The following is a 26,986-nucleotide window of genomic DNA, read 5'->3' as shown; positions in this document are numbered from 1 at the left end:
GCACCGGGCACGACGGAAGCGGGGCAGGTCAGGCGCGGCCCGCGGACTTCTGGGTCTTCCGGGTGACGGCGTCGATGATCACGGTGAGCAGCAGCACACCGCCGGTGATCATCTGCTGAATGGCCGCCGCGACGCCTTCGAGCGCCAGGCCGTACTGGATCGAGACGATGACCAGCACACCCAGGAGCGCGTTCCAGGTGCGGCCGCGGCCGCCGAAGAGGCTGGTGCCGCCGATGACGGCCGCCGCGATCGCGTTCATCAGGAGCTCGCCGCTGCCGGCGCCCTGGTTGGCGGCGCTGATCTTGGAGGCGAGGAAGAGGCCGCCGATGGCCGCGAAGGTGCCGGAGATCGCGAAGACCGAGGTGCGCACCCACACGATGTTGATACCGGCGCGGCGCGAGGCCTCGACGCTGCCGCCGAGCGCGAAGATCATGCGGCCGTAGGAGGTGCGGCGCAGCACGAAGTCGGTGAGGACCAGCACCAGCAGGAAGATGACCACCGCGAGCGGCAGGCCCTTGTTCTGGTTGAACATGTACGCGGCGGCGAAGGCCACCACCGCCAGCAGCGCGGTGCGCAGCGCGATCTCGCCCAGCGGGCGGGAGGGGACGTTCGCGGCCTCACGGCGGCGGCTGTCGAAGAAGGCGGACGCGAAGTACACGGCGACCGCGACGGCGGCGGCGCCGTAGGCGACCGCGACATCGCTGAAGAAGTAGTTCGACAGGTCGTAGAAGACGCCCGTCTCGCTCGTGTTGATCGTGCCGTTGTCGCCGAGGATCTTCAGCATGAATCCGCTCCAGAAGAGCAGACCGGCCAGGGTGACGGCGAAGGCGGGGACGCCGATCCTGGCGAAGATGTAGCCGTGGACGGCGCCCGCCACCGCACCCGTGAGGATGGACAGGACCAGGGCGAGCCACTGGGACATGCCGTGGGTGACGCTGAGGACCGCGAAGGCGCCGCCCGCGAGGCCGCTCACCGAGCCGACGGACAGGTCGATCTCGCCGAGCAGCAGCACGAAGACGATGCCCACCGCGATCATGCCCGTGCCCACCATGGCGACGGAGATGTCGGAGAGGTTGCCCGCGGTGAGGAAGTTGGAGTTCAGGCTCTGGAAGACGACGCAGATGATGACCAGGCCGATGATGACGGGCAGGGCGCCCAGGTCACCGGCGCGGACCTTGCGCTTCAGCTCGCCGACGTAGCCGCCGAAGCCCTGCTCGCGCACGAGCAGACGGGGGTCGACGGCCGTGACGGCGGCGTCGGCCGCGGGCGGCGCGTCGACCGGGGCGGCGTGCGCCTTGCCGAGGCCGGCCGGGGAGGTCTTGTCGGTGCTCACTTCTGAACCTCCGCGTTGCGCGCCGCACGACGGGTCACGGCGTTGTCCGTGGCTCCGGTGATGGCGGAGATGATCTCTTCCTGCGAGGTGGCCTTCACATCGAAGACACCGTTGTTGCGGCCGAGCCTGAGCACCGCGACCTTGTCGGCGACGGCCTTCACATCGGCCATGTTGTGGCTGATGAGGACGACCGCGTGGCCGCGCTCGCGCAGCCGCTCCACCAGGTCGAGGACCTGCGCGGTCTGCTCGACGCCGAGGGCGGCGGTCGGCTCGTCGAGGATGACGAGCTTGGGCTCGCCGAGCATCGAGCGGGCGATGGCCACGGTCTGGCGCTGGCCGCCGGAGAGCGAGGCGATCGGGATGCGCACGCTCGGGATGCGGATCGACAGCGTGGTCAGGAGCTCGCGCGAGCGGCGCTCCATCTCGACCTCGTCGAGGATGCCGCGCTTCTTCAGCTCCCGGCCGAGGTAGAGGTTGCCGACGACGTCGATGTTGTCGCACAGCGCGAGGTCTTGGTAGACGGTCGCGATGCCCAGGTTCTGGGCGTCGTTCGGCTTGCCGATCTGGACGGCCTTGCCTTCCCACTCGATGACGCCGTCATCGATGGGGTGCACGCCGGCGATCGTCTTGACCAGCGTGGACTTTCCGGCGCCGTTGTCGCCCACCAGGGCGAGCACTTCACCGGCGTGGACTTCAAGCTCTACGTCGGTGAGCGCCTGAACGGCACCGAACCGCTTGGAGACCCCGCGCAACGCCAACACGGGCGTAGCGGACACGTGAACCATCTCCTTCGCCGCCTGACCGGCGGGGATGCCGCGCCCGAAGGGGTGGGGGCGCGGAGGTCGAGCAGAAGAGAACAGCAGAGAAACAGCGGGACCGCAGGGCCGGCCGGGACCGGCGGGGCCTGGCTGAGGGAAACGTTTTTCTCCGGCACCCCCGCCGCGGCGGGGTACAAGGCGGGCGCGGGGCGCCGGAGGGTTCGTGGGCGCTCAAGTCCCTTGGTGACCGAGGGACTTGACGCGGCGGGGCGAGGGAACTACTTGACGCCGGCCGCGTCGCAGGCGGCCTTGTAGGTCGGCGTGCAGATCTCGGCGACCGTGTAGATCTTGTCCTTGATCACGGTGTCGTTGACGTTGGCCTTGGTCAGCGAGACGACCGGGACGATGTTGGACGGCACGCCCTTGGTGGTCGGCGAGTCCAGCTTCTTCGGGGCGATCGAGCCGAGGTCCTGGCCCTTGGCGAGCTTGACCGCCATCTCGGCGGCGATCGCGTCCTCCTGCGGGTAGGACTTGTAGACGCTCATGTACTGCTCGCCGGAGAGAATCCGCTGCACACCCGCGAGCTCGGCGTCCTGGCCGGTGACCGGCGGGAGCTTGGAGAGACCGGCCGCCTTGAGGGCGGTGATGATGCCGCCCGCCATGCCGTCGTTGGCGGAGTAGACGCCGATGACCTTGTCCTTGCCCAGGGCGGAGAGCGCGCCCTCCATGTTGGCGTTGGCGTTCTCGGGCTTCCACTCCTTGGTGTCGTACTCCTTCCCGATGTTCACCTTGCCGTCGAGCTCGGCGTGGGCGCCCTTCTTGAAGAGCGCGGCGTTCGGGTCGGTGACGGCGCCGTTCATCATGACGATGTCGCCGGACTTGGCCTTGTCGCCCAGGGCCTCCAGGAGGGCCTTGCCCTGCACGTGTCCGACTTCCTCGTTGTCGAAGGACACGTAGGAGTCGATGGGACCCTCGGCGAGACGGTCGAAGGCGACGACCGGGATGCCGGCCTGCTTGGCCTTCTTGACCGAGCCGGCGATGGCCTTGGAGTCGACCGAGTCCACGATGAGCGCGTCCACCTTGTTGGTGATCATCGTGTCGGCCTGCTGGTTCTGGGTCGTCGCGTCCTGCTTGGCGTTCGCGTAGACGATCTGGCCCTTGCCGCCGGTCAGCTCCTTGACCTTGGCCTCGATCAGCGGCTTGTCGAACTTCTCGTACCGCGCGGTCTGGTTCTCGGGGAGCAGCAGACCGATCTTGAGGTCGTCGCCCTTCTTGGACCCGCCGGACGACTTGGTGCCGCCGCCCGACTCCTTGGCGCTGCCACAGGCGGCGAGTGAGACGGCCATCGCGGTGGCGGCAACGGCTACAGCGGCACGACGCATGTTCGTGTTCACTTCAGAAACCTCCCTGACGAGGCCGCGACGTTGCGGCCGAGGTGGCTGGAAGTCAACTCGGCGTTAAGCCCACCGTCAAGGAGTAAATCCTTAACGAGATGACAACGGTGCCATCCGTTATCTAAGTGAAGGCAGGCGCGGAGGCGGGGGCAGTGCTGTCCAAGAGGGTCGAATCCCCCATTTCACTCAGCGCGAGCGCGAGCGCGCCGAGTACTTCGGCACGGCCGCCCAGCGCCCCGGGAAGCACCGACAACTGCCGTGCGGCGCTGGGGATCGCGTACCGCGACACGGAGTCCCTGATGGGCCCGAGGACCAGCTCGCCGGCCTCCGCGAGGTCGCCGCCGAGCACCACCCGGCTCGGGTTCAGGAGGTTGCACAGGTTGGCGACCCCGCTGCCGATGTGGCGTCCCACGTCCGCGATGACGCGGCGGCACCCCGGGTCGCCCTCGCGGGCCATCCGCACCACGCGCTCCATGGTCAGGTCCGCGCCGTGGCTGGATTGCAGCAGGGGCAGCACATAGCGCGCGGCGGTGAAGGTCTCCAGGCAGCCGCGGTTGCCGCACCGGCACACCGGGCCCGACTCGTCCAGGGTGATGTGCCCGATCTCGCCCGCGGTGCCGCCGGGCCCCCGGTAGATCTGCCCGCCCATCACCAGACCCGCGCCCACACCGCTGGCGACCTTGATGTACGCCAGGTCGCGCACCCCGCGCCCGCCGCCCCACACCAGCTCGCCGAGCGCGCCGAGGTTGGCGTCGTTGTCGACGTACACCGGGACGCCGAGGCGGCCGGACAGCTCCTGACGCGGGTTGATGCCGGTCCAGCCCGGCAGGATCGCGGTGGAGCCGAGCGTGCCGGACTCCACGTCGATGGGACCCGGCACGCCGAGGCCCACGCCGATGACCTTGTCCTGGCCGATGCCGGTGGTCGCGATCAGCCGCTTGACCAGCTCTTCCGCCCGGTCGAAGCCCTGGGCGGACGAGGCGTCGACATCGAGCGGCTCGGCCTCCTCCGCGAGCACCTGGTGGGCCAGGTTGCCGACGGCCACCCTCAGGTGCGTATGGCCGAAATCGACGCCGATGACGATGCCGGCCGAGCCGCTGAGCGAGACGCTGCGGGCCCGGCGCCCGCCCGCCGAGGTGGGGGTGACCTCGACGGTGCCGCCGTCCTTCAGTTCCCGCACGATGTTGGAGACCGTGGCCGCGGACAGGCCGGTCGTCCGGGCGATCTCGGCCTGGGTGAGCGAGCCCGCCATCCGCACGGCGCGTACGACCCGCTCAAGGTTGGCCCGGTGCAATGACGTCTGCGACCCCGGAGTCTCCATCGACTCATCCACTCCCGCCGTAGGCGGACGGCACGACGGCCGCCCCCGCACGGAGCCGCAGCATTGAGGCCCCGTCTTTTCTCCAACATGTGAACCCTAAGCTCAGCCTTCTGGGTGGTCTCCCGTCAAGACCTGAGCGGACCTGAGGAGGCGCGGAGCGGATCGGGAACGCGCGACCGCCCGTGGGCGCGGGGCCCACGGGCGGTCGGGGGAAGAACGGGTCCGCGCCGCGGCGCGGTGCCGGCGGCGCTACTTGAGCGCCCCCGCGGTCAGGCCCGCCTGGACCTGCTTCTGGAAGACGACGTACACGGCGAGCACGGGCAGCATCGCGATCGAAAGACCGGCGAAGAGCGCGCCCCAGTCGCCCTGGTAGCCCTGCTGCACGGCGAGATCGGCGAGGCCCTGGGTGAGCACCCAGTTCTTGGTGTCGCCCTGGTTGAGCACCAGGGGCAGCAGGTACTGGTTCCACTGGCCGAGCACGTTGAAGATGCCGATGCTGATGATGCCGGGCTTGGCCATCGGCAGCATGATCTGGAAGAACGTGCGGGTGTGCGAGGCCCCGTCGATCAGGGCGGCCTCGGCGACCGTGGTCGGCAGCGTCCGGAAGAACGCCGTCATGAAGAAGACCGTGAACGGCAGCGAGTAGGCGATGTAGATCAGGACGAGGCCGGGCAGCGTGTTGAGGATGCCCAGGTTCTTGGTGACGAAGAAGAGCGGGACGAGCACCATGACCACGGGGAAGGCCATGCCGCCGACGAAGAGGAAGTAGATGAACCGGTTGCCGGGGAACTCGAACCGCGCCAGCACATAGGCCGCCATCGAGCCCAGCAGCATGGTGCCGACCGTCGAGAAGCCCACCACGAAAGCGGTGTTGAGGAAGTACCGCCCGATGTTGGCCTTGCTCCAGGCCCGCGCCCAGTTCTCGAAGTGCAGCTCGGAGGGGAGCGACCAGGGGTGGGTCAGGATGTCGCCGGAGGTCTTGAACGAGCTCCACAGCGCCCACAGCAGGGGCACGCCCACCATGAGCGCCCAGACCAGCAGGAACACGTGCGAGAAGGCGTTGAGCACGCCGCCCTCGCTGCTGCGCCACTTCCAGCGGGCGGCACTGGTGGCGGGGGCGGTGGACTGCTCGCCGTCCACCGGCATGGTTTCGGTCGTCATCGCGCCATCCCTAGAATTCGATGCGCTCACGGCGCGAGAGCCGCATGCTGAGAACGGCGAACACCAGAGTCACGATCAGCATCGCGACACCCATGGCGGCGGCCATTCCGTACTGGCTGTTGTCCCGGAACGCCGTCTTGTAGAGCAGCAGCGGGACCACGTCGGTGGACTCGTCGGGGCCGCCGACGTTGACCGACATCAACTGCACATAGATGAAGGCGTCCATGGCGATGATGCCCATGTAGACCCAGGCGGTGGCCACGGTGTCGCGCAGCAGCGGCAGGGTGATCCGGAAGAACGTCTTGACGCGGGAGGCGCCGTCCAGGAGGGCCGCCTCGTAGATCTCGCCGGGGATGGAGGCCATGCCGGCGGAGAACAGGACGACGTAGAACCCGACGTTCGCCCACACCATCACGACCATGATGCAGATCAGCGCGATGCTGGAGTCGCCGAGCCAGGACTGCTGGAGCGAGCCGAGGCCCACGCTCGACAGGAGCGAGTTGAGCATCCCGTTCTGGGGATCGGGGTTGTAGATCTGCTGCCACAGGATCGCGATGATCGTGATGGACAGGACCTGGGGGAAGAAGAAGATGACTTTGTACAGGCCAGAGCCCCGCACGCCGGCGACCCCCGCGGAACCTTTGCGGCGGCCGCCGACATTCAGCATGAAGGCGAAGAAGAGACCGAAGGCCAGCGTGACGACCGGCACGAAGAGGAGCAGAAGGACGTTGTGCCACAACGCCTTCCAGAACAGGTCGTTGTGGATCAGTTTCTGATAGTTGTCAAGACCGATGAAGTTCTTCTCGGGTGTCAGTCCGCTCCAGCTCGTCATCGAAATCTGGAAGTCCTGGAGGAACGGCGAGATCACGAGGACCCCGTAGAGCGCCAGGGGAATTGCCAGGAATCCGATGATGAACCGGTACTTGCCGTGTCGCATGTCGCCGGTCGCTCTCGTCTCAGCCAGTGGGGTCAGGGCCTGAGCGCCTTGGTCACAGGTGCTTGAACTTCGGGACGGAGGAATCCTTCTTGGTGTCGTCCGACGCCTTCTGCGCCTTTTCCATCCACTCGGCCGCCTTGATCTTGCCGGAAAGCAGGTCGAGGGTCAGGTTTCCGATGGTCTCGTTGTTCAGTTTCTTGTACCAGTCCTGGAGCCGGGAGTTGAGGACATTGGGCCCGGCGGCCTTCAGGGCGGCGTTCGCGGAGGTCAGACCCGGGGTGAGGGTGAGCCCGTCGGCGGCGCCCTGGACACAGGTCAGGGACTTGATGGCGTTGATGAAGTTGGTGCTCTGCTTCTTGCTGAGCATGATGCGCAGCAGTTCCATGCCGCCAGTGGGGTTCTTGCCGTCCTTGGCGACGATGAAGGGCTCGCCCGCCGCCGCGTACAGCGCGCCGAAGGGCAGCTTGTCGCTGGGGCCCGAGCCGATGAGGGAGCCGACCGCGAGGTCGAAGTCCTTCGGCATGGTGGGAGAGGCCTCGTTCTCCACCCAGGAGCCGTCGGCCACCATCGCGGCGCGGCCCTGCGTCCAGGCGGTCTGCATCTGAATGTGCGTCATGCCTTCGGAACCCTGAAGGAAGTAGCCCTGTCCTGCGAGCTCTTCGTAGTACGAGACGACTTCCTTGACGGCGTCGGTCTTGAAGGCGCCGTCGTCGAGGTTGTCGATCGCGTTGAGGGCTTCCTTGCCGCCGACCTTGCCGATCTGGTGCAGCAGGTCGAAGTGGATGTAGTACGGGTACTTGCCCGGGTACGTGAACGGGGCGATGCCCTCGGCCTTGATCTTCTTGCACAGCGCCAGCATGTCCGAGAAGGTCTGGGGATACGTCCAGCCCTTCTCCTTGAACAGCTTGTTGGAGTAGAAGGTGCCGTAGACGGTGAACGCGTAGTTGAGCGCGTACATCTCCTTGGTGCCGAACTGGCCCTGTTCGATGGTGCCGGCGATCAGGACGTCGCGGACCTTCTTCGACGGGTCGTCGATGGTCGGCGCGTCCAGGAGCGGGGTGAGGTCCTGGAGCTTGCCGGTCTTGGCGAGGGCTGCGGTGTCGAGGTTGTCGGCGCCGGAGTTGTCCATGAAGTCCGGCGGGGTGCTGCCGGCGAAGCGCGGCTGGAGCTTGGGGCCGATGGCCTGGGTGCCGGTGTGCTTGACCGTGATGCCGTACTTGGCGTTGTAGTCGGCCTCGGCCGACTTGATGTAGTCGTCGCCGAGGCCGCCCTTGAAGACGAACGCCTCAAGGGCGGTGCCCTTGTTGACGCCGAGCGGATTGTCCGCCGACTTGGCGCCCTGGGAGTTCGGCTTTGTGGTGCTGTCTCCGCCGCCTGAACTCGCGCACGCGCTCAGCAGTGAAGTCGCCGGTACAGCCAGCAGGCCGATCGCCATGGCCCGCTTGAGTGCGTCACGGCGGTTGATCTCGGATCCCATGCTCAAGTCCTCGCCTTCTCCAGGACTCATGCGGTGCAGCGGAATCCGCCGGCGCCCGCGAACAGTTGAAGCGTGAGTGATGCCGTACATCCATCGCGGAGGCTGCCCGGTCCCGGGCCGACCGGCCCGCACGCGGTTCCCCCCGCCCGCGTTCAGCGGGTTGCCCGGACGCCGACAGGTATAGTCCACTTCCCGTCAACTGAGCAAGATCGAAAGCAGGGTTGGCCGTCAGTCTTTCCCGAGTTGAGACCTCGCGGATATATCTGTTGGTACGTACCAATGCGGATGAGGGTGCTCCTTTTGACGCGCATTACACACCTTGACACCCGCATTGCCCCTGGATTTCGGCCATCCATTCCTTCCCAACACCCTTGACATCATGAGGCACTTGCCGCGCTACTGGATCCTGCGTCTTCACCCTGACAACGTTGTCCACTACGCCTCCGCGGGCCCCCGTGGCCTGCGCGGAAGGAAAGGGCCCGCATGCTGCCCAGATCCCGGTACCGACGAGGACCGGCGGCCGCCCTCGTGGCCGCCTCGTTCCTGCTCGTCGTGACGGCGCAGTCGGCCGTCGGCGCGCCGTCCGCGACCGCCCGGCCGCCCGAGGACGGCCGCTTCAGCACCTCGTTCGAAACCGGCCAGCCCCAGCCGGACTGGACCAGCACCGTCGAGCGCGACCGCGCGGGCGCCAAGCGGTCCTCGGGCGTCGACGGCGGCTTCGCCACCGGCATACCGGGCAACGTGACCGACAAGGTCACCGCCGTCCGGGCCAGCGCCGAGAACACCGACGGCGGGGAGGTGAAGGAGAACCTGATCGACGGTCAGGCCGGTACGAAATGGCTGGCCTTCCAGCCGACAGCTTGGCTCGAATTCGATCTGTCCGAACGGGTGAAGACGGTCACCTACGCGTTGACCTCGGCGAACGACGCCCCCGAGCGCGACCCCAAGGACTGGACCCTGAAGGGCTCGCTGGACGGCAAGGACTGGAAGACCCTGGACAGCCGCGCCGGTGAGAGCTTCAAGGACCGGGGCCAGACCAAGACGTACGACTTCACCAACACCACCGCCTACGCGCATTACCGCCTGGAGATCACCGCCAATGGCGGCGCGGGCCTCACCCAGCTCGCCGATGTCCAGTTCTCCGACGGCGACACCACCGCCCCCGTCCCGCCGGACATGCTCACCGTCGCGGACGGGGGGCCCGGCGGCTCCCCCACCGCCAAGGCGCACGCGGGCTTCACCGGAGTGCGGGCGCTGCGTTACGCGGGCACGCACAAGCCCGGCGGGCGCGCCTATTCGTACAACAAGGTCTTCGACGTGAACACCCGCGTCGGCCGGGACACCGAACTCGACTACAAGGTCTTCCCCTCGATGACGGAGACCGACCTCACCTACCCGGCCACCAACGTGTCCGTGGACCTCGCCTTCACCGACGGCACCTATCTGAGTGACCTGGGGGCCCTCGACGCGCACGGCGGGGTGCTCAGCCCGCAGGGCCAGGGCGCCGCCAAGACGCTGTACGTCAACCAGTGGAACCAGGTCTCCTCGGTGATCGGCACGGTCGCCGCCGGCAAGACGGTGGACCGGATCCTGGTGGCGTACGACTCCCCCAGGGGCCCGGCGAAGTTCCAGGGCTGGATCGACGACCTCTCCATCGCGCCGAAGAAGCCCGAGAAGCCGCTCGCCCACCTCTCGGACTACGCGCTCACCACGCGCGGCACCAATTCCAGCGGCTCCTTCTCGCGCGGCAACAACTTTCCCGCGACGGCGGTCCCCAATGGCTTCAACTTCTGGACCCCGGTGACCAACGCCGGCTCGCAGGACTGGCTGTACGACTACGCGCGGCGCAACAACGCCGACAACCTGCCCACCCTCCAGGCGTTCAGCGCGAGCCACGAGCCGAGCCCGTGGATGGGTGACCGCCAGACCTTCCAGGTCATGCCGTCGGCGGCGGCCGGCACGCCCGACGCCTCCCGGACCGCCCGGGCGCTGCCCTTCCGGCACGAGAACGAGACGGCGAAGCCGTACTACTACGGCGTCACCTTCGAGAACGGCCTCAAGACGGAGATCGCGCCGACCGACCACGCGGCGATGATGCGGTTCACCTATCCCGGTGACGACGCGAGCGTCGTCCTCGACAACGTCACCAACCAGGGCGGCCTCACCCTGGACCCGGCGACGTCCTCCTTCACCGGCTACTCGGACGTGCGGAGCGGCCTGTCGGCGGGGGCCGGACGGCTCTTCGTGTACGGGGTCTTCGACGCGCCGGTGACCGCGAGCGGCAAGCTGCCCGGCGGCGGGGGCGCGGACGTCACCGGTTACGCGCGCCTGAAGCCCGGCAAGGACCGCACCGTCACACTGCGGCTCGCGACCTCGCTCATCAGCGTGGACCAGGCGAAGGCGAACCTGGCGGCCGAGGTGCCCGCGAAATCCCGCTTCGACACGGTCAGGGACCGGGCGCGGGCGGCCTGGGACAAGATCCTGGGACGCATCGAGGTCGAGGGTGCCTCCCACGACCAGCTGACCACGCTCTACTCCTCCCTCTACCGGCTCTACCTCTACCCCAACTCCGGCTACGAGAAGGTCGGTTCCAAGAACCAGTACGCCAGTCCGTTCTCGCCGAAGAGCGGCGAGGACACCCCCACGCACACCGGGTCGAAGGTCGTCGACGGCACGGTCTACGTCAACAACGGGTTCTGGGACACCTACCGCACCACGTGGCCCGCCTACTCGCTGTTCACCCCCAAGAAGGCCGGCGAGATGGTCGACGGCTTCGTCCAGCAGTACAAGGACGGCGGCTGGATCTCCCGCTGGTCATCGCCCGGCTACGCGGACCTGATGACCGGCACCAGCTCGGACGTGGCCTTCGCCGACGCCTACGTGAAGGGCGTGAAGTTCGACGCGGAAGCCGCCTACGAGGCGGCTCTGAAGAACGCCACGGTCGCCCCGCCGGCCTCGGGTGTGGGCCGCAAGGGCATGGATACCTCCCCCTTCCTCGGCTATACCCCGACCTCGACGCCCGAGGGCCTGTCCTGGTCGATGGAGGGCTACGTCAACGACTATGGCCTCGCGAAGATGGGCCAGGCCCTGTACGAGAAGACCAAGAAGCCCCGCTACAAGGAGGAGTCCGCGTACTTCATGGGCCGCGCCCAGAACTACGTCAAGCTCTTCGACTCCAGCATCGGTTTCTTCCAGGGCAAGGACGCGGGCGGCAAGTGGCGCCTGGACAGCGCCAGTTACGACCCACGCGTCTGGGGCTACGACTACACCGAGACCGACGGCTGGGGCTACGCCTTCACCGCCCCGCAGGACTCCCGGGGCCTGGCCAACCTCTACGGCGGCCGGGCGGGCCTGGCCAAGAAGCTCGACACGTACTTCTCGACGCCGGAGACGGCATCTCCGGAGCTGGCCGGTTCCTACGGCGGCGTGATCCACGAGATGACCGAGGCGCGTGACGTGCGGATGGGGCAGTACGGCCACTCCAACCAGGTCGCGCACCACGTCACGTACATGTACGACGCCGCCGGCCAGCCCTTCAAGGCGCAGGAGAAGATCCGCGAGGTCCTGCGCCGGCTCTACAACGGCAGCGAGATCGGGCAGGGCTACCACGGCGACGAGGACAACGGGGAGCAGTCGGCCTGGTATGTGTTCTCGGCGCTCGGCTTCTACCCGCTGGTGATGGGCAGCGGTGAGTACGCGATCGGCTCGCCCCTGTTCACCAAGGCGACCGTCCATCTGGAGAACGGCCGCGACCTGGTGGTGAAGGCGCCGAAGAACAGTGCCGCCAACGTGTACGTGCAGTCCCTGAAGGTCAACGGGAAGGCCTGGAACTCCACGGCGCTCCCGCACGACCTGCTCGCGCGCGGCGGCACGCTCGACTTCGCCATGGGATCCAGGCCCTCGTCGTGGGGCACGGGCAAGGACGCGGCGCCGGTCTCCCTGACCAAGGACGACAAGGTGCCGACGCCGCCGAGCGACGCGATCACCGGCTCCGGCCCGCTGTTCGACAACTCCTCGGCCACGTCGGCCGCGTTCGCCTCGGTGGAGCTGCCGTTGTCCGCGCCGGCGCGGTGCGTCCAGTACACGCTCACCTCGGCGGAGCGCGCCAAGGCTCCGGCGTCCTGGACGTTGCAGGCCTCGGCGGACGGCACGACGTGGAAGGACATCGACCGGCGGGCCGGTGAGACGTTCAGCTGGGACCGCCAGACCCGGGTCTTCACGGTCCACTCCCCCGGGTCCTACCCGCACTACCGGCTGGTGAGCGGGGGCGGCACGGCGACACTCGCGGAGGTCGAACTGCTGTCCTGACGTACTCGCACGGTGTTCGCACGGCTCATCTCCCTTCTGTTTCAACCCGGTTGAATGATGAAAGACGCCGTGCGGCGGTCGCGGTGATGCGGTACGACTCATGGGTCGTACCGCGTGTCACCCGTGACGCGCTTCACCGAAGGAGCACTACGTGGCCCACCTCTTGGTCCGTACGAGTGGCAGGACCCTCTCCCGCTTCGCCGTGGCCGCGATAGCCGCCGCGCTGGTCGCCACGGGCGCCGGCGCGGCCTCGGCCTCAGCCTCGGCCCCGGTCCCGGTCTCGGCCGGCGGTATCGGCCCGGCCCATCCACTGCCGAAGATGCCGGCGCGCACCCCGCACGTCCGCGGCCTCACGGCCACGTCAGCGGCGGACATCGCCGCCGACCCGGTCTTCCCGCTGCTCGGCATCGACAACGCCGGCGACGCCTGGGCGTACGGACCCGACGGCATGGGCGGCCTGACGCCGCGTGAGGCAGCGGGCAGCCTCCCGTCCGTGACCAACAGCGCGTTCGTCGACAACAACGCCGACGGCTACCTCGACGGCCAATGGGAGTGGGCGAACGACGGGACGCTGCACTACTTCGTCGACGCCAACACCCCGGACAAGGTGATCGGCGGCGGCTGGAACATCTACGACACGGAGCTCTCCCCCGGCAACCTCGGCGGCGCCCAGGGTTACGACGTGATCGCGCGGGACAGCGCGGGCGTGCTGTGGCTCTACCTCGGCTACGGTGACGGCACCGTGACCAGCCGCATCAAGGTCGGGGGCGGCTGGGAGGTCTACACCCAACTCGCCGGAAAGGGCGACCTGGACGGCGACGGCAAGGCCGACATCGTGGCCCGCGACACGGCCGGCGTGCTCTGGTTCTACAAGGGCACGGGCAACTACAACGCCCCGTTCGCGCCCCGCGCCAGGATCGGCGCCGGCTGGAACATGTTCAACCGCATCGTCTCGACCGGAGACGTGGACCTCGACGGCAGGACCGACCTGCTCGCCCGGGACACCAACGGCGGCCTGTGGCTGTACAAGGGCAGCGGCCTGGCGGCCGACCCCTACGAGACACGCGTACAGATCGGCAGCAACTACAACATCTACCGCCTGATGACGTCCTGACCTTCCGGCGCCCGGCGCATCCGCACACACGGCAGGGCCGCACTCCCCGCGCGGGGGGGGTGCGGCCCTGCCGTCGTCGCCGGTCGCCTGGGCGCACTTGCGGACGACAGACCGTGTCACGTCGGCGATCGGCGGCCCTGTCAGGGGATCTGCGCCTCGATGTGGGCGAGTTGAGCGGCGAGGATGTTTTCGAACGCGGCGGGGCGGTCCGCTCCGAGGGGGCGTACGTCGCGGGCGAAGTGGGCCAGGGCGGGGAAGCGTTCGGGGTCGGCGCCGAGCACCGCGACGCGGAACTGCTCCATGCCCTGTTCGTACTCCATGGGGCTAATGGCGCTGATGCCGGCCTCGGAGGCGATCAGCGCGGCGAGGAGGATCACGATGCGGTGGTATCGCACCGGGACCTCCTCGTCGGGCAGGCCGGACGCGCGCAGAGCCTGTAGCAGCTCCTCCATGACCAAGCGGGAACCGGTGCCGCCGGACGCGTAGCGGCCCCACACCGTGGCGAGTTGAGGCTGCTCGCCGAAGGCCTCGCGCAGGCGCAGGGCCAGGGCGGTGACGCGCTGCTTCCAGTCGCCCTCGGGGTGGTAGCCGTCCATGGCGGCCAGCAGGACCCGGTCGGCGACCGCGCGCAGCAGCTCGGTCTTGTTGCGGAAGTGCCGGTAGAGGCTGGAGGAGTCGGTCCCGAGCGCCACGGCGAGTTTGCGCACGCTGAACGACTCGGCGTCGCCCGTGCGCAGGAGTTCCGCCGCCGTGTCGAGGATTTCCTCGGTCGACCATCGCCTTCGGCCAGTCATCTCGCCCCTCTTGTCCAACTCATCCTAACGTATGCACCCACCGATGCACGCACCGCGTGCATAATGAGGGCAACGCACTGTCCGACCGCGATGGCACACCCGGCATCCAGCCGGGAAGGGAGAAGGAGACATGAGCGAGACCACTGGGACCACCACCGCGACGCGGCCGCCGGAGCCGGACTTCTCGGTGATGACGCCCGAGGAACTGCGCGCCTACCGCGATGCGGAGAACCGCTTCCGGGCCTCCCGCGCGGCGCGGTCGATCCTCGGGGAGCCGGACCCCGGCGCCGCGATCGACTGGCAGCGGATCGCGCTGCCCGGCCGCGACCTGCCGGTCCGGGTGTACCGGCCGGCGCCGACGGGAGACGACGAAGCCGCCGCCCGAACCGGTCTGCCACTGGTCATCCACGTCCACGGCGGCGGCTTCGTGGGCACGGCGGCGCAGTGCGACTGGACCAACAGCCGCCTCGCCGCCCGACTCCCCGCGCTCGTCGTCTCGGTCGAGCACCGTCTCCTCGCCCCGGACAGCCCGCTCGCGAACGCCGTCGACGACGGCTGGGACGTGCTCGACCACGTGCTGCGGCACGCCGCGCAGTGGGGCGCCGACCCGGCACGCGCGGCCGTATTCGGCGAGAGCTGCGGCGCACTGATCAGCGCCCTGACGGCCGTCCGGGCCCGGGAGGCCGGCCTGGAGCTCCAGGCGCAGGTGCTGGTCAACCCCGCGGTCGATGTGACCGAGGCGATGTTCGACTACGCCTCGATGGCCGAGTACGCGTACAGCCCGACCCGGGCCCTGCCACAACTGCGGCTCGTCCAGCGGCTCGCCGTCCCGCCGGGAACCGACGCCCGCGTACTTTCGCCGCTGTACGCGGACGACCTGAGCGGGCTCGCTCCCGCGCTCGTGGTGGTGCCCACCCGGGACGCGCTCGCCGACCACGGCCGCCGCTACGCCGAGCGGCTGCGCGCGGCAGGGACCCCCGTGCGGCTTTCCGAATACCCAGGAGCACAGCACGCGTTCCTCGCCATACCCGGCGTGGAACCACAGGCCGAGGCCGCCCGGGCGGAAATCTTCCAGTTCCTCCGCGCGGCCCTGGCAAAGTGACGGAGGAGCAATGCACCCCACCCCCGCCCCCACCCTCGGCCCCGATGGCCCGGCCGTCTCGCGACTCGGCCTCGGCTGCATGAGCATGACCGGCATCTACGGTGCCGCTGACCCGGACGAGGCCGCAGCCACCCTGCTGGAGGCCCTTGACTCGGGTGTCACCCTGTTCGACACCGGCGACTTCTACGGCGACGGAGCAAACGAGGAACTGCTCGGCCGGACCCTCGCACCGCACCGCGCCCGCGCCGTGCTGGCCACCAAGGCCGGAGTCCGCCGCACCGCCGAGGGCCTGGTCCCCGCCGGTTCACCCAACGATCTGCGGCGTGCCTGCGAAGCCTCGTTGCGCCGGCTGCGCACCGATCACATCGACCTGTACTACCTCGCCCGCATCGACCCCGCTGTCCCGGTCGAGGAGTCCGTCGGCGCCCTGGCCGACCTGGTCACCCAGGGCAAGGTGGGCCACGTCGGCCTGTCCGAAGTCTCGGCCGCCACTCTGCGCCGCGCCCACGCCGTCCACCCGATCAGTGTCGTCCAGACCGAGTTCTCGCTGTGGGAACGCCATGTCGAGAACGACATCCTGCCCACGCTCCGCGGTCTCGGCGGCACCCTGATCGCCTACAGCCCTCTCGGCCGCGGCCTGCTCACCGGAGCCGTCCGCGCCACCACACGCTACGAACCCGGCGACTTCCGTGCCACCGCTCCCCGATACAACGGCGACGACCTCAAGGCCAACCTGGCCACGGTGGACGCCATCACCCGCCTCGCCGCCGCCAAGAGCGCCACCCCCGCGCAGATCGCCCTCGCCTGGCTGCTCACCCGCGGCAACGACATCGTCCCCATCCCCGGCAGCTCCCGCCGCCCGCACCTGCGCGACAACCTGGCGGCCCTCGACCTGCACTTGACCTCGGCCGACCTCGCCGCCATCGACGCCGCTGTCCCCGACACCGGGGCCCAGGGCGCCCGATACAGCGATCACGGCATCGCCCTGATCGACCAATGACCTGACCGACCGATGACCTGATCGACCGATGGGGAGAGAAACACCATGATGACGAAATTCCGGCGATGTTCGGGTGGTTCGTGGTCGTGGAGTTGTCCGCGTGGACCGCGATCACCTCGGGGCACATGGCTCGCCGAAGGGCCAAGCGCCAACGACTGCCCGGCCGTTGCTGGGCGCTCGCCTGCATCATGACGGGGTGGGTGTGCTCGCTGTACGCGGGTCTGGTGATGCTGATGGCCGTCGGCGTGGTCGCGGGATTCGCTCTGCTCTTCGAAGCCCTCCACTGAACGCTCCATCGCGGGCGGCTTGGTGCTCGGCGAGGTGGTGCGCCCGGCCGCGTTCCGGCAGAAGGCGCCGATCGGGCGGCGCGCGGTTGCGCATGACGGTGACGCGCATCGCGGGTCACTCGTCTCGGTGCGGGCCGGGGCCGGGCGTGGGCCCTCGGGAAAGAGGTGGCCGGGGGCCCGTCGGGAAACAGGGGGCGGGCCTCAGTTCACGCCGCGGCGGATGCCTTGACCGTTCCGGGAGCGGGGCGGTGTTCGGCGTTGATGCGCTGGGCTTCTTCGAGCTGGTCTTCGAGGATGATGATGCGACAGGCCGCCTCGATCGGGGTGCCCTGGTCGACGAGTTCGCGGGCGCGGGCGGCGACGCGCAGCTGGTGCCGGGAGTAGCGGCGGTGTCCGCCCGGTGAGCGGAGCGGGGTGATCAGGTGGTGTTCACCGATCGCCCGGAGGAAGTTCTGGGTGGTGCCGAGCAGGTCGGCGGCGCGGCCCATGGTGTAGGCGGGGTAGTCGTCGTCATCGAGACGGCCCAAGGAGTCGTCTGCTGTCATCGCACCTCTCTGTGGAACGCGTTGAGGGGCCCGGGTGCCGTACTGCCGGCACCCGGGCCCCGAAGGAACTGCTACACCATCTGCCGGCCCTGATCCTGCGCCGGCCTGTGTGTCCGCATCGCCACCGGGGGGATGCGTGGCGGTTGCGGGGATCGCGGATGCGTGACCTCAGACCACCTCACTATCGATGTCCTGCGGTACCCGGACTCGCGTGGCGTCCGGGCGATCCCGACGGTGCTCGATTCCTCCGTTCTTTCCCTCTTGGGTGAACCACTTATCTGTGAACTGTGTACTGCTGTTACCGCGTACCGCGTGTACCGCATGCACTGCGTGTACTGCTGGTGGCCTCTCCCAGCACCACCGTCGGCAGCCAGCCCCGTCGCCCGTCCTGCGTCTGCTCCGGCTTGGAACCCCACTGCCGAACCTCCCGGTGCGCGCGCCCGCAGCCGACGCCTTCACCGAGGTACTTCTCACTCCACTGCGGTACTACGTGCGGCGGCCCCTGATCACTGCGGGCCCCCCGGTCCGGTCACCAGTCCCGTCGCCGTCCAGCAACCACCCTGGCTTCGAAACTCCGTCACCGCACCGTCCTGCAACTGCACTTGCGGGTACTGCTGCCCGGCAGTTCGTCTCTGCCGGGCCTTGCTCGATCTCGGCTACGAGAGAAACCATATCCACACCACCTCCCAATGTCTACTCCAGCCGGCATAGATTTCTGCGCGTCCGCCGATCAGGTAATCGTCCTCGAACAACGACTCGGCCAGGCAACGACGAAGAACCCCGCACCTGGTGCCAGGTGCGGGGTTCTTCGTCGTCGCAGGAGCGCGGCTCCGCTTTGGGGAACGTTTCGCGCGCGAGCGCCCTGCCCCCGCGCGCGAGGCGCGGGGGCAGGGCGCTCGTTCACATCAGGTCAGGAGCTGGCAAGGTGGCGCAGCACGTACTGCATGATGCCGCCGTTGCGGTAGTAGTCCGCCTCGCCGGGGGTGTCGATGCGTACGACCGCGTCGAACTCGACGCCCGTGTCGGTGGTGACCTTCACCGTGCGCGGGGTGGTGCCGTTGTTCAGCTCCTCGACGCCGGTGAAGGAGAAGGTCTCCTCGCCGGTCAGGCCGAGCGAGGAGGCGGTCGCACCCTCGGGGAACTGGAGCGGCAGGACACCCATGCCGATCAGGTTCGAGCGGTGGATGCGCTCGTAGGACTCGGCGATGACGGCCTTGACGCCGAGCAGCGCGGTGCCCTTGGCGGCCCAGTCGCGGGACGAGCCCGAGCCGTACTCCTTGCCCGCCAGGATGACCAGCGGGATGCCGGCGGCCTGGTAGTTCTGCGAGGCGTCGTAGATGAAGGAGACCGGGCCGCCCTCGACGGTGAAGTCGCGGGTGAAGCCGCCCTCGGTGCCCGGCGCGATCTGGTTGCGCAGGCGGATGTTGGCGAACGTGCCGCGGATCATGACTTCGTGGTTGCCACGGCGCGAGCCGTAGGAGTTGAAGTCACGACGCTCGACGCCGTGCTCGGTGAGGTACTTGCCGGCCGGGGTGTCGGCCTTGATCGCGCCGGCCGGGGAGATGTGGTCGGTGGTGACCGAGTCGCCCAGCTTCGCCAGGACGCGGGCCCCCTGGATGTCGGAGACCGGGGTGGTCTCCATCGTCATGCCCTCGAAGTAAGGGGGCTTGCGGACGTAGGTGGACTCGGAGTCCCACTCGAAGGTGTCGCCGGTCGGGATCGGCAGCGACTGCCACTGCGCGTCACCCGCGAAGACGTCCTGGTAGGACTTGTTGAACATGTCCTCGCCGATGGCGTTGGCCACGACGTCGTTGACCTCGGCCTCGGTGGGCCAGATGTCCTTGAGGAAGACCGGGTTGCCCTCGGTGTCGGTGCCGATGGCCTCGGTGGTGATGTCGACCTTCATCGAACCGGCGATGGCGTACGCGACGACCAGCGGCGGGGACGCCAGGTAGTTCATCTTGACGTCGGGGTTGATCCGGCCCTCGAAGTTGCGGTTGCCGGAGAGCACCGAGGTGACCGCGAGGTCGTGCTCGTTGATCGCCTTCGAGATCTCCTCGTCCAGCGGACCGGAGTTGCCGATGCAGGTGGTGCAGCCGTACCCGACGAGGTTGAAGCCCATCTTGTCGAGGTAGGGCGTGAGGCCGGCCTTGTCGAAGTAGTCGGTGACGACCTTCGAGCCCGGCGCGAGGGTGGTCTTGACCCACGGCTTGCGGGTCAGGCCCTTGTCGACGGCCTTCTTCGCGACGAGCGCCGCGGCGACCATGACGTACGGGTTGGAGGTGTTGGTGCACGACGTGATGGCCGCGACCGTGACCGCGCCGTGGTCGATCTCGAAGGTGGTGCCGTCGGCCAGGGTGACCTGGGTGGGCCGGCTCGGCACACCGTTGGTGGTGGCCGGGGCGTCGGAGGCCGGGAAGGACTCCTTGCCCGCCTCGTCGTCGTCCTCGACGTAGTTGCGCACGTCCTGGCCGAACCGCTCGGCGGCGTTGGCGAGGACGATGCGGTCCTGCGGCCGCTTGGGGCCGGCGATGGAGGGGACGACCGTGGAGAGGTCGAGCTCCAGCTTCTCGGAGAAGTCGGGCTCGGCGGCCGGGTCGAGCCAGAGGCCCTGCTCCTTGGCGTACGCCTCGACGAGCGCGACCTGCTGGGCGTCACGGCCGGTCAGGCGCAGGTACTTCAGGGTCTCGTCGTCGATCGGGAAGATCGCGGCGGTGGAGCCGAACTCCGGCGACATGTTGCCGATGGTGGCGCGGTTGGCGAGGCTGGTGGCCGCCACACCCTCGCCGTAGAACTCGACGAACTTGCCGACGACGCCGTGCTTGCGCAGCATCTCGGTGATCGTGAGGACGAGGTCGGTGGCGGTGGTGCCCGGGTTCAGCTCGCCGGTCAGCTTGAAGCCGACGACGCGCGGGATGAGCATCGAGACCGGCTGGCCCAGCATCGCGGCCTCGGCCTCGATGCCGCCCACACCCCAGCCGAGCACGCCGAGGCCGTTGACCATGGTGGTGTGCGAGTCGGTGCCGACGAGGGTGTCCGGGTAGGCCTGGCCACCCCGGACCATGACCGTACGCGCAAGGTGCTCGATGTTGACCTGGTGGACGATGCCGGTGCCCGGCGGGACGACCTTGAAGTCGTCGAACGCGGTCTGGCCCCAGCGCAGGAACTGGTAGCGCTCCTTGTTGCGGCCGTACTCCAGCTCCACGTTCTGCTTGAAGGCGTCCTTGGTGCCGAACTTGTCGGCGATGACGGAGTGGTCGATGACCAGCTCGGCCGGGGAGAGCGGGTTGACCTTCGCGGGGTCGCCGCCGAGCTCCTTGACGGCCTCACGCATGGTGGCGAGGTCCACGACACAGGGCACACCGGTGAAGTCCTGCATGATCACGCGGGCCGGCGTGAACTGGATCTCCTCGCTGGGCTGGGCCTGGGAGTCCCAGTTGCCGAGCGACCGGATGTGGTCGGCGGTGATGTTCGCGCCGTCCTCGGTGCGGAGCAGGTTCTCCAGGAGAACCTTCAGGCTGTAAGGGAGGCGCGCGGAGCCCTCGACCTTGTCCAGCTTGAAGATCTCGTACGACTCGTCGCCCACGCGCAGCGTGCTGCGGGCGTCGAAGCTGTTCGCCGACACGACAGTCTCCTTCATTGATGTGCGCGTTCCACCACAATCCTGCCGCCACGACGGGTTTGTCGATCCGCTGAGGTAAGGCTAAGTTAGGTAACCCTTACCGGCGTCGGCTGCGGTGCGCCTCGGTAGATATCTCGATGTCGAGATAACTCTAGTACATGGCCGCGGGTAGGTCATGCGCGGGCGAGCCTGTCCCTCGACGGTGACGTCAGTCGCACTGTCATCCAATCGAGGCGTTTGACACCGAACCCGGTCGCTTCCGCTCCCCTGCCGGTGAACTGCCGTACGCGCGAGTGCCGCTCCGCTGGCCCGTCATCCCCGAGGCGGAGCATCCGGATTCACGCTCGCCCGACCGGCGGAGGGGCTGTTCGGTCCGTGGAGCGATCCTGACTGGCCTCTCCGGCTGCGAGTCTCGAATGGCACGGGCCTCTCCGGCCCCTGGACGTGAGGAGTGCAGATGTTCCGGGCCAGGCCGACCACGACAACAGACGAACCCACACACGCGTTACGCCATGAAGGCCGCCTGCGGCGGGCGTGGCGCACGGCGCACGAGCCCGCCGCAGGGGTGCCGCGCTGGGCCCGCCGGGTCGCCTACACAGTGCCGCTGGTGGTGCTCCCGTCCGGGATCTGGCGCCTGGGCCTGCTGTTCGCCCCGGACAAACGTGGCGGGTCGATCCCGGCCTGGGCGATGAACGGTTACGTCGTCCTCCTCACCCTCGCCTCCGAGGTTCTCGCCTTCACGGCGGTCGGGCTGGTCGCCCGCTGGGGCGAGGTGTTCCCGCGCTGGATGCCGCGGCTGCGCGGGCGGCGGGTGCCGACGGCCGCCGCCGTCATCCCGGCCACGATCGGGGCGACGGTCCTGACCCTGGTCTTCACGATCATCGCGATCGTCAGCACGGTCACCCAGTCCAAGGCCGACGGCGATCCACTGCCGGCCGATTATCCGAGCAAGGCCGGAGGCTGGGAGACCGTCTACTTCTACGCCTCCTACGCCCCCCTGGTCCTATGGGGCCCGATGCTCGGCGTCCTGACCTACGGGTACTGGCGCCGGCGCAGGTCGGCGACGAACGGGCCGCTGCCACAGCCGGCAGCCGGCGGCACGCGGTAGGTGGCCATCCCAAGGCCCCGGTGTTGACGGACAAGGTCGTCAACAAGTGATTTCTTGGCAACCAAGCCAGTCGCGGCAGACCAGCGCCCGGGGGACGACCGACTTCGCTGTCCAAGAACAGAGCCCTGCGGCGCCGGCGGCGGACGGGCCGCCGCGCTCGATGAGGCTGCGCCCGAGCGCGCGGGTTGCCTTGCGTCACTCGGGGGCCCTGAATGGGTGCACCCGAACGGGGAGGGCCGGCGATCGGGACCGGAATGAAGCCCCGGCTGGCCGGAATGCCCGGGATGCGGGAGCCACGCCCCTGGCCGAGCACCACCCGGAGCCGTGGCCACGACCCTGGCCAGGCACCGCCCGGAGCGGCAGCCCCCACAACCCCGGCCAAGCACCGCCTGGAACCGTAGCCCCCGCCACCCTGGCCCGTAACCGCCGGACCGGAAGCCCCAGCCCCACTACCCCGGCCAAGCACCCCCGGACCGGAAACCCCCACCACCCTGACCGGGCACCGCCCGCAGCGGAAGCAACCCTCACGGCAGGCGGCCGCTGCCCGGGATGGCCTCATGCTCTACTGCCGGTCACGCCCCTGCTCCTGCTCGACCTCGGCAACACGCTGATCGACGCGACGCGCCCTTCCGGTCCGCCGTCGCCGATCTCCTCGCCGAGCACGGGCTGCCCGCCGCCGATCTCCCCTGGGTGATGGACGTGGACGCGGGCGGCTACACCGCGCGCCACGACGTGGCCGCCGCCCTGACCGGCCGCTATGGCGCGGCGGGCGCCCCGCCGCCGTCGACGCCCTGCTCGACGACGGCGGAGCCGACCGCGTCCGGCTCACGCGTTCCGCGCGCGAGGCTCTGGGCGCGGCGCGCGCGAAGGGGTGGATCTGCGCCATCGTCACCAACGGCCGCGTCGCGCAGCAGGAGGCGAAGTTCCGCCGCACCGGGCTCGACCAACTCGTCCACGACTGGGCCGTCTCGGAGGGCGTAGGCCACCAGAATCCGGACCCGCGGATCTTCCGGGCGGCCGCCGACGACATCGAAGCCCACCTCGCCGGCGCGTGGGTCATCGGTGATTCGCCGCACGCCGACATCGCCGGGGCCCACGCGCTGGGACTGCGCAGCGCCTGGGTGACCGACGGGCGCGTCTGGGCCCAGGACGCCTACCGGTCCACCCATGTCGCACGCGATGTGGCTGCCGCGATCCGCCACGCCATCACCGCGTCGGAGTAACGGAGCTCCGGATTGCCGCCCCTGACTGAGGGTCTGGAAACCACACCAATCACTCCAATCTCGCACGACACGCCGGAACTTCGCAAAACAATGCACCCCGGACGGACCACCCCATTTGCCGCCCCCGCAAGGAAAGCGCAGGATCAGAAGGTGACGGGCCCTCACCCCGATGGCCCAGCCCAGCGCGAGCGCCATCTCATATCTGAGATAACCTGCCCCTATGGCAGACGACTACCTCGTACGCATCGGCAAGCTCATCCGTGACGCCCGGCAGCACCGGGGCTGGACACAGACGCAGTTGGCCGAGGCTCTGGGCACCAGCCAGAGCGCCGTGAACCGCATCGAACGCGGGAACCAGAACATCAGCCTTGAGATGATCGCGCGCATCGGCGAAGCGCTCGACAGCGAAATCGTCTCGCTCGGCTACTCCGGCCCCATGCACCTGCGCGTCGTGGGCGGCCGTCGTCTCTCGGGCGCGATCGACGTCAAGACGAGCAAGAACGCCTGCGTCGCGCTCCTTTGCGGCTCCCTGCTCAACAAGGGCCGCACCGTGCTGCGCCGCGTGGCCCGGATCGAAGAGGTCTACCGGCTCCTGGAAGTCCTCAACTCCATTGGCGTACGCACCCGTTGGATCAACGAGGGCACCGACCTGGAGATCGTGCCGCCGGCCCGGCTCGACCTCGACGCCATGGACGCGGACGCCGCCCGCAGGACCCGCTCCATCATCATGTTCCTCGGCCCGCTGCTGCACCGCATGGACCGCTTCCGGCTGCCCTACGCCGGCGGCTGCGACCTCGGCACCCGCACCATCGAGCCGCACATGATCGCGCTGCGCCGGTTCGGCCTGGACATCACGGCCACCGAGGGGATCTACCACGCCGAGGTGGACCGCACCGCGCCCGACCGCCCGATCGTGCTGACCGAGCGCGGCGACACCGTGACCGAGAACGCGCTGCTGGCCGCCGCCCGCAACGACGGCGTCACCGTCATCCGCAACGCGTCCTCCAACTACATGGTCCAGGACCTGTGCTTCTTCCTGGAAGCGCTCGGGGTACGGGTCGACGGCATCGGCACCACCACGCTGACCGTGCACGGCATGGCGGACATCGACGTGGACGTCGACTACTCGCCATCCGAGGACCCGGTCGAGGCGATGAGCCTGCTGGCCGCCGCCGTGGTGACCGAGTCCGAGCTGACGATCCGCCGGGTCCCGGTGGAGTTCCTGGAGATCGAGCTCGCGGTCCTGGAGGAGATGGGACTCGACCACGACCGTACCGAGGAGTACGCCGCCGACAACGGGCGCACCCGGCTCATCGACCTCACCGTGCGCCCCTCCAAACTGGAGGCGCCCATCGACAAGATCCACCCGATGCCGTTCCCCGGCCTCAACATCGACAACGTGCCGTTCTTCGCGGCGATCGCGGCGGCGGCCCAGGGCCAGACGCTCATCCACGACTGGGTCTACGACAACCGCGCGATCTACCTCACCGACCTCAACCGTCTCGGCGGCCGTCTCCAACTCCTCGACCCCCACCGGGTGTTGGTGGAGGGCCCTACCCGCTGGCGTGCCGCCGAAATGATGTGCCCCCCGGCCCTGCGCCCCGCGGTGGTGGTCCTGCTCGCCATGATGGCCGCCGAGGGCACGTCGGTCCTGCGCAACGTGTACGTCATCAACCGCGGTTACGAGGACCTGGCGGAACGCCTCAACTCGGTGGGCGCGCAGATCGAGATCTTCCGCGATATTTGATACGCCACTGCCGCCGCGCCCCGTCTGACCTACGGCTTAGCGGGTCAGGGAGGGGCGCTGCGGCATCTCTGGGACTCTCGCTCGCGCAGGAGTTGAAACAGTTCCGGTCCGAGGCCTTCCGTTCGCGTCCTGTCACCAAGAGGCTGTAGGTCCTCGGCCGCCGGTGACTTCGCCGGATCTGCCTGATGAGGAACCCGCGGAAGCTGACGCGGCTGGACGAGACGACGGAACTCGCGAGGCGAGTCGCAGGTGCGGGGGGCTTCGCGTTCCTGGCGCTCGCAGCCGCCCGGAACAACCACCGCCCGGTGCCTCGGTGGGCCCCTGTGCCGGTGTTCTTCAGCGGCGGCACAGGGCCGCGTCCACGACTCGGTCGACACGTCCTCTGGTCGCTTCGTCGGACAGCTGCAGGCTCACCGCGACGTTGGCGGCGCGGCCGCCGACGGTGGCCCCGCCCCGCGTCTCGTATCCCGGATAGCTGCCGCCGTGGCCCCAGTAGAGACCGCCGCACGACAGCGGCTTGCTGACGAGCCCCAGACCGTAGCGGGCGCCGGGGCCGAAGGTCTCCTCCGCGGGAACGGTACCGGTGCGCATCTCGGCGCGCTGGGCCGGCTTGAGCAGGTCACCGGTCAGCAGCTCCGAGAAGAACCGGTCGAGGTCGGAGTTGGTGGAGATCATCGCTCCCGCGGCCCAGGCCCAGGAGGGGTCCAGCTCCGTCACGTCCCGCGGCGGCGCATCGGGCGAATCCCGGTAGTAGCCGGTGGGATGGGGTTCGCGGATGGTCGCGTCACCGGGGGCGGGGAAGTAGGTGTGGCGCAGACCGATCTTCTGGATGATCCGCTGGTCGATCTGCTGGGCCAGCGACCGGTGCGTGACCTTCTCGACCATCAAGCCGGCCAGGACGTAGTTCGTGTTGCTGTACTTCCAGCGCGTACCGGGGTCGAACTCGGCCTTGTGCTGGAGCGCGATGTCGAGGAGTTGCCGGGGTTCGAAGTGCTGGACGTCCTCACCGAGGTAGTTGCTGTAGTTGGGAAGACCGCTGGTCTGCTGCAGGAGATGGCGGACCTTGATGCGGCGTCCGTCGATGCCGTCCCCGCGGACGACGCCGGGCAGGTAGGTGTCGATCGGAGCGTCAAGACTGATCTTCCCCTCTCCGACCAGTTGCAGGACGACCACGGCGGTGAACGTCTTGGTGTTGCTGCCGACGCGCACCTGACCATCACGGGGCACCGCCGCACCGGTGGCGAGGTCGCCGACCCCCGCGGTGTAGGTACGGTTCCGGCCGTCGCGGCTCTGGACGCTCGCCAGCGCGGCAGGGATGCCTTCCTCCGCCACCAGCGCGTTCAGTCCCTGCTGGGCGGTGTCGTGCCGGATTGCGGCGGACGCCGCGGACGGGGTCATAGCACTCGTCGTCAGCACGCCCACGGCCACGGCGGCCACGGCCGGCACGACTCTGCGCCAACCCGTCCGGCGCTGCTGGGAGGGACGGGAAAACGGCCGTGACTGCTGCTCGTGCACGAAGTGACTCCTACGGGATCGGCGGACAACGCAGCGATATGTGGTCGGTCCAGCATGTCCGGGCACCGCCTTCCGCCACGATCCCGCTACCCGCACAACCCCAGGTGGGGATACCCCCCCCGGAGACGTCCGGCCGGCCCCGTCCCCCGGCGGTCAGGGCTGGGGTACGGGGGGCGGCGGCCCCGGGCGGAGGGTCAGTCCACTGTGGCGTTTCCCTGCTCCGGGATGCGGCCGCAGACC

At 68.9% G+C, this 26,986-nt stretch carries 19 protein-coding genes; 8 read left to right on the top strand and 11 right to left on the bottom strand.

Features of this window, described 5'->3' with window-relative positions; translation table 11 throughout:
• Nucleotides 1–28 precede the first annotated feature (28 nt).
• The 7 genes from ABR738_RS30975 to ngcE form a co-directional block, all read right to left on the bottom strand.
• Complete coding sequence (locus ABR738_RS30975) at nt 29–1,333, bottom strand: sugar ABC transporter permease (RefSeq protein WP_350233239.1); 1,305 nt, start codon at nt 1,331–1,333, stop codon at nt 29–31.
• On the bottom strand, nt 1,330–2,118 hold the full coding sequence (locus tag ABR738_RS30970) for an ATP-binding cassette domain-containing protein (protein ID WP_350233238.1): 789 nt from the start codon (nt 2,116–2,118) through the stop codon (nt 1,330–1,332). Before ABR738_RS30970 ends, ABR738_RS30975 begins: the two co-directional genes overlap by 4 nt.
• A 251-nt stretch (nt 2,119–2,369) precedes the next feature.
• Entirely contained in the window at nt 2,370–3,473 is a 1,104-nt protein-coding gene (locus tag ABR738_RS30965) for an ABC transporter substrate-binding protein (protein ID WP_350234814.1), read from the bottom strand.
• 133 nt (nt 3,474–3,606) lie between these two features.
• The gene (locus tag ABR738_RS30960) at nt 3,607–4,806 is read right to left on the bottom strand and encodes an ROK family transcriptional regulator (RefSeq protein WP_350233237.1); all 1,200 of its coding nucleotides are present in this window, start codon (nt 4,804–4,806) and stop codon (nt 3,607–3,609) included.
• A gap of 249 nt (nt 4,807–5,055) precedes the next feature.
• Nucleotides 5,056–5,967, bottom strand: a complete 912-nt coding sequence (locus ABR738_RS30955; protein ID WP_350233236.1) for a carbohydrate ABC transporter permease — start codon at nt 5,965–5,967, stop codon at nt 5,056–5,058.
• 10 nt (nt 5,968–5,977) lie between these two features.
• Nucleotides 5,978–6,904, bottom strand: a complete 927-nt coding sequence (locus ABR738_RS30950) for a carbohydrate ABC transporter permease (RefSeq protein ID WP_350233235.1) — start codon at nt 6,902–6,904, stop codon at nt 5,978–5,980.
• 52 nt (nt 6,905–6,956) lie between these two features.
• On the bottom strand, nt 6,957–8,381 hold the full coding sequence (ngcE, locus tag ABR738_RS30945) for an N-acetylglucosamine/diacetylchitobiose ABC transporter substrate-binding protein (RefSeq protein ID WP_350233234.1): 1,425 nt from the start codon (nt 8,379–8,381) through the stop codon (nt 6,957–6,959).
• Nucleotides 8,382–8,864: 483 nt separating this feature from the next.
• Between ngcE and ABR738_RS30940 the strand changes: the two genes are divergently transcribed.
• Both ABR738_RS30940 and ABR738_RS30935 read left to right on the top strand, forming a co-directional pair.
• Nucleotides 8,865–12,689: a GH92 family glycosyl hydrolase gene (locus ABR738_RS30940; RefSeq protein WP_350233233.1), complete on the top strand. Its 3,825-nt coding sequence runs from the start codon at nt 8,865–8,867 to the stop codon at nt 12,687–12,689.
• A gap of 151 nt (nt 12,690–12,840) precedes the next feature.
• Complete coding sequence (locus ABR738_RS30935) at nt 12,841–13,803, top strand: FG-GAP repeat domain-containing protein (protein ID WP_350233232.1); 963 nt, start codon at nt 12,841–12,843, stop codon at nt 13,801–13,803.
• Nucleotides 13,804–13,943: 140 nt separating this feature from the next.
• On the opposite strand, the gene ABR738_RS30930 is transcribed toward ABR738_RS30935, so the two are convergent.
• Complete coding sequence (locus tag ABR738_RS30930) at nt 13,944–14,597, bottom strand: TetR/AcrR family transcriptional regulator (protein ID WP_350233231.1); 654 nt, start codon at nt 14,595–14,597, stop codon at nt 13,944–13,946.
• 130 nt (nt 14,598–14,727) lie between these two features.
• Here ABR738_RS30930 and ABR738_RS30925 point away from each other — a divergent pair, with 130 nt between their 5' ends.
• From ABR738_RS30925 to ABR738_RS30915, 3 genes are all read left to right on the top strand, one after another.
• Nucleotides 14,728–15,699, top strand: a complete 972-nt coding sequence (locus tag ABR738_RS30925) for an alpha/beta hydrolase (protein ID WP_350233230.1) — start codon at nt 14,728–14,730, stop codon at nt 15,697–15,699.
• A gap of 10 nt (nt 15,700–15,709) precedes the next feature.
• The gene (locus ABR738_RS30920) at nt 15,710–16,699 is read left to right on the top strand and encodes an aldo/keto reductase (protein ID WP_350233229.1); all 990 of its coding nucleotides are present in this window, start codon (nt 15,710–15,712) and stop codon (nt 16,697–16,699) included.
• A gap of 65 nt (nt 16,700–16,764) precedes the next feature.
• Nucleotides 16,765–16,986, top strand: coding sequence for a hypothetical protein (locus ABR738_RS30915; RefSeq protein ID WP_350233228.1), 222 nt, complete (start codon nt 16,765–16,767; stop codon nt 16,984–16,986).
• A gap of 206 nt (nt 16,987–17,192) precedes the next feature.
• Here the strand turns inward: ABR738_RS30915 and ABR738_RS30910 are convergent, their stop codons facing one another.
• Together ABR738_RS30910 and acnA are read right to left on the bottom strand one after the other, a co-directional pair.
• On the bottom strand, nt 17,193–17,531 hold the full coding sequence (locus ABR738_RS30910) for a helix-turn-helix domain-containing protein (protein ID WP_350233227.1): 339 nt from the start codon (nt 17,529–17,531) through the stop codon (nt 17,193–17,195).
• A gap of 910 nt (nt 17,532–18,441) precedes the next feature.
• The gene (gene acnA, locus ABR738_RS30905; protein WP_350233226.1) at nt 18,442–21,171 is read right to left on the bottom strand and encodes an aconitate hydratase AcnA; all 2,730 of its coding nucleotides are present in this window, start codon (nt 21,169–21,171) and stop codon (nt 18,442–18,444) included.
• 439 nt (nt 21,172–21,610) lie between these two features.
• Between acnA and ABR738_RS30900 the strand changes: the two genes are divergently transcribed.
• The 3 genes from ABR738_RS30900 to ABR738_RS30890 all read left to right on the top strand — a co-directional run bounded on the left by ABR738_RS30900 (nt 21,611) and on the right by ABR738_RS30890 (nt 25,231).
• Entirely contained in the window at nt 21,611–22,261 is a 651-nt protein-coding gene (locus ABR738_RS30900; protein ID WP_350233225.1) for a hypothetical protein, read from the top strand.
• A 686-nt stretch (nt 22,262–22,947) separates the two neighbouring features.
• On the top strand, nt 22,948–23,484 hold the full coding sequence (locus tag ABR738_RS30895; protein WP_350234813.1) for an HAD family hydrolase: 537 nt from the start codon (nt 22,948–22,950) through the stop codon (nt 23,482–23,484).
• Between the two features lie 220 nt (nt 23,485–23,704).
• Nucleotides 23,705–25,231, top strand: coding sequence for a helix-turn-helix domain-containing protein (locus ABR738_RS30890; RefSeq protein WP_350233224.1), 1,527 nt, complete (start codon nt 23,705–23,707; stop codon nt 25,229–25,231).
• A gap of 336 nt (nt 25,232–25,567) precedes the next feature.
• Here the strand turns inward: ABR738_RS30890 and ABR738_RS30885 are convergent, their stop codons facing one another.
• Entirely contained in the window at nt 25,568–26,746 is a 1,179-nt protein-coding gene (locus ABR738_RS30885) for a serine hydrolase domain-containing protein (RefSeq protein WP_502964171.1), read from the bottom strand.
• Nucleotides 26,747–26,986 lie beyond the last annotated feature (240 nt).

The sequence above is a fragment of the Streptomyces sp. Edi4 genome, assembly GCF_040253615.1.
GTDB lineage: Bacteria > Actinomycetota > Actinomycetes > Streptomycetales > Streptomycetaceae > Streptomyces.
This window is presented reverse-complemented; position numbering and strand designations above follow the sequence as displayed.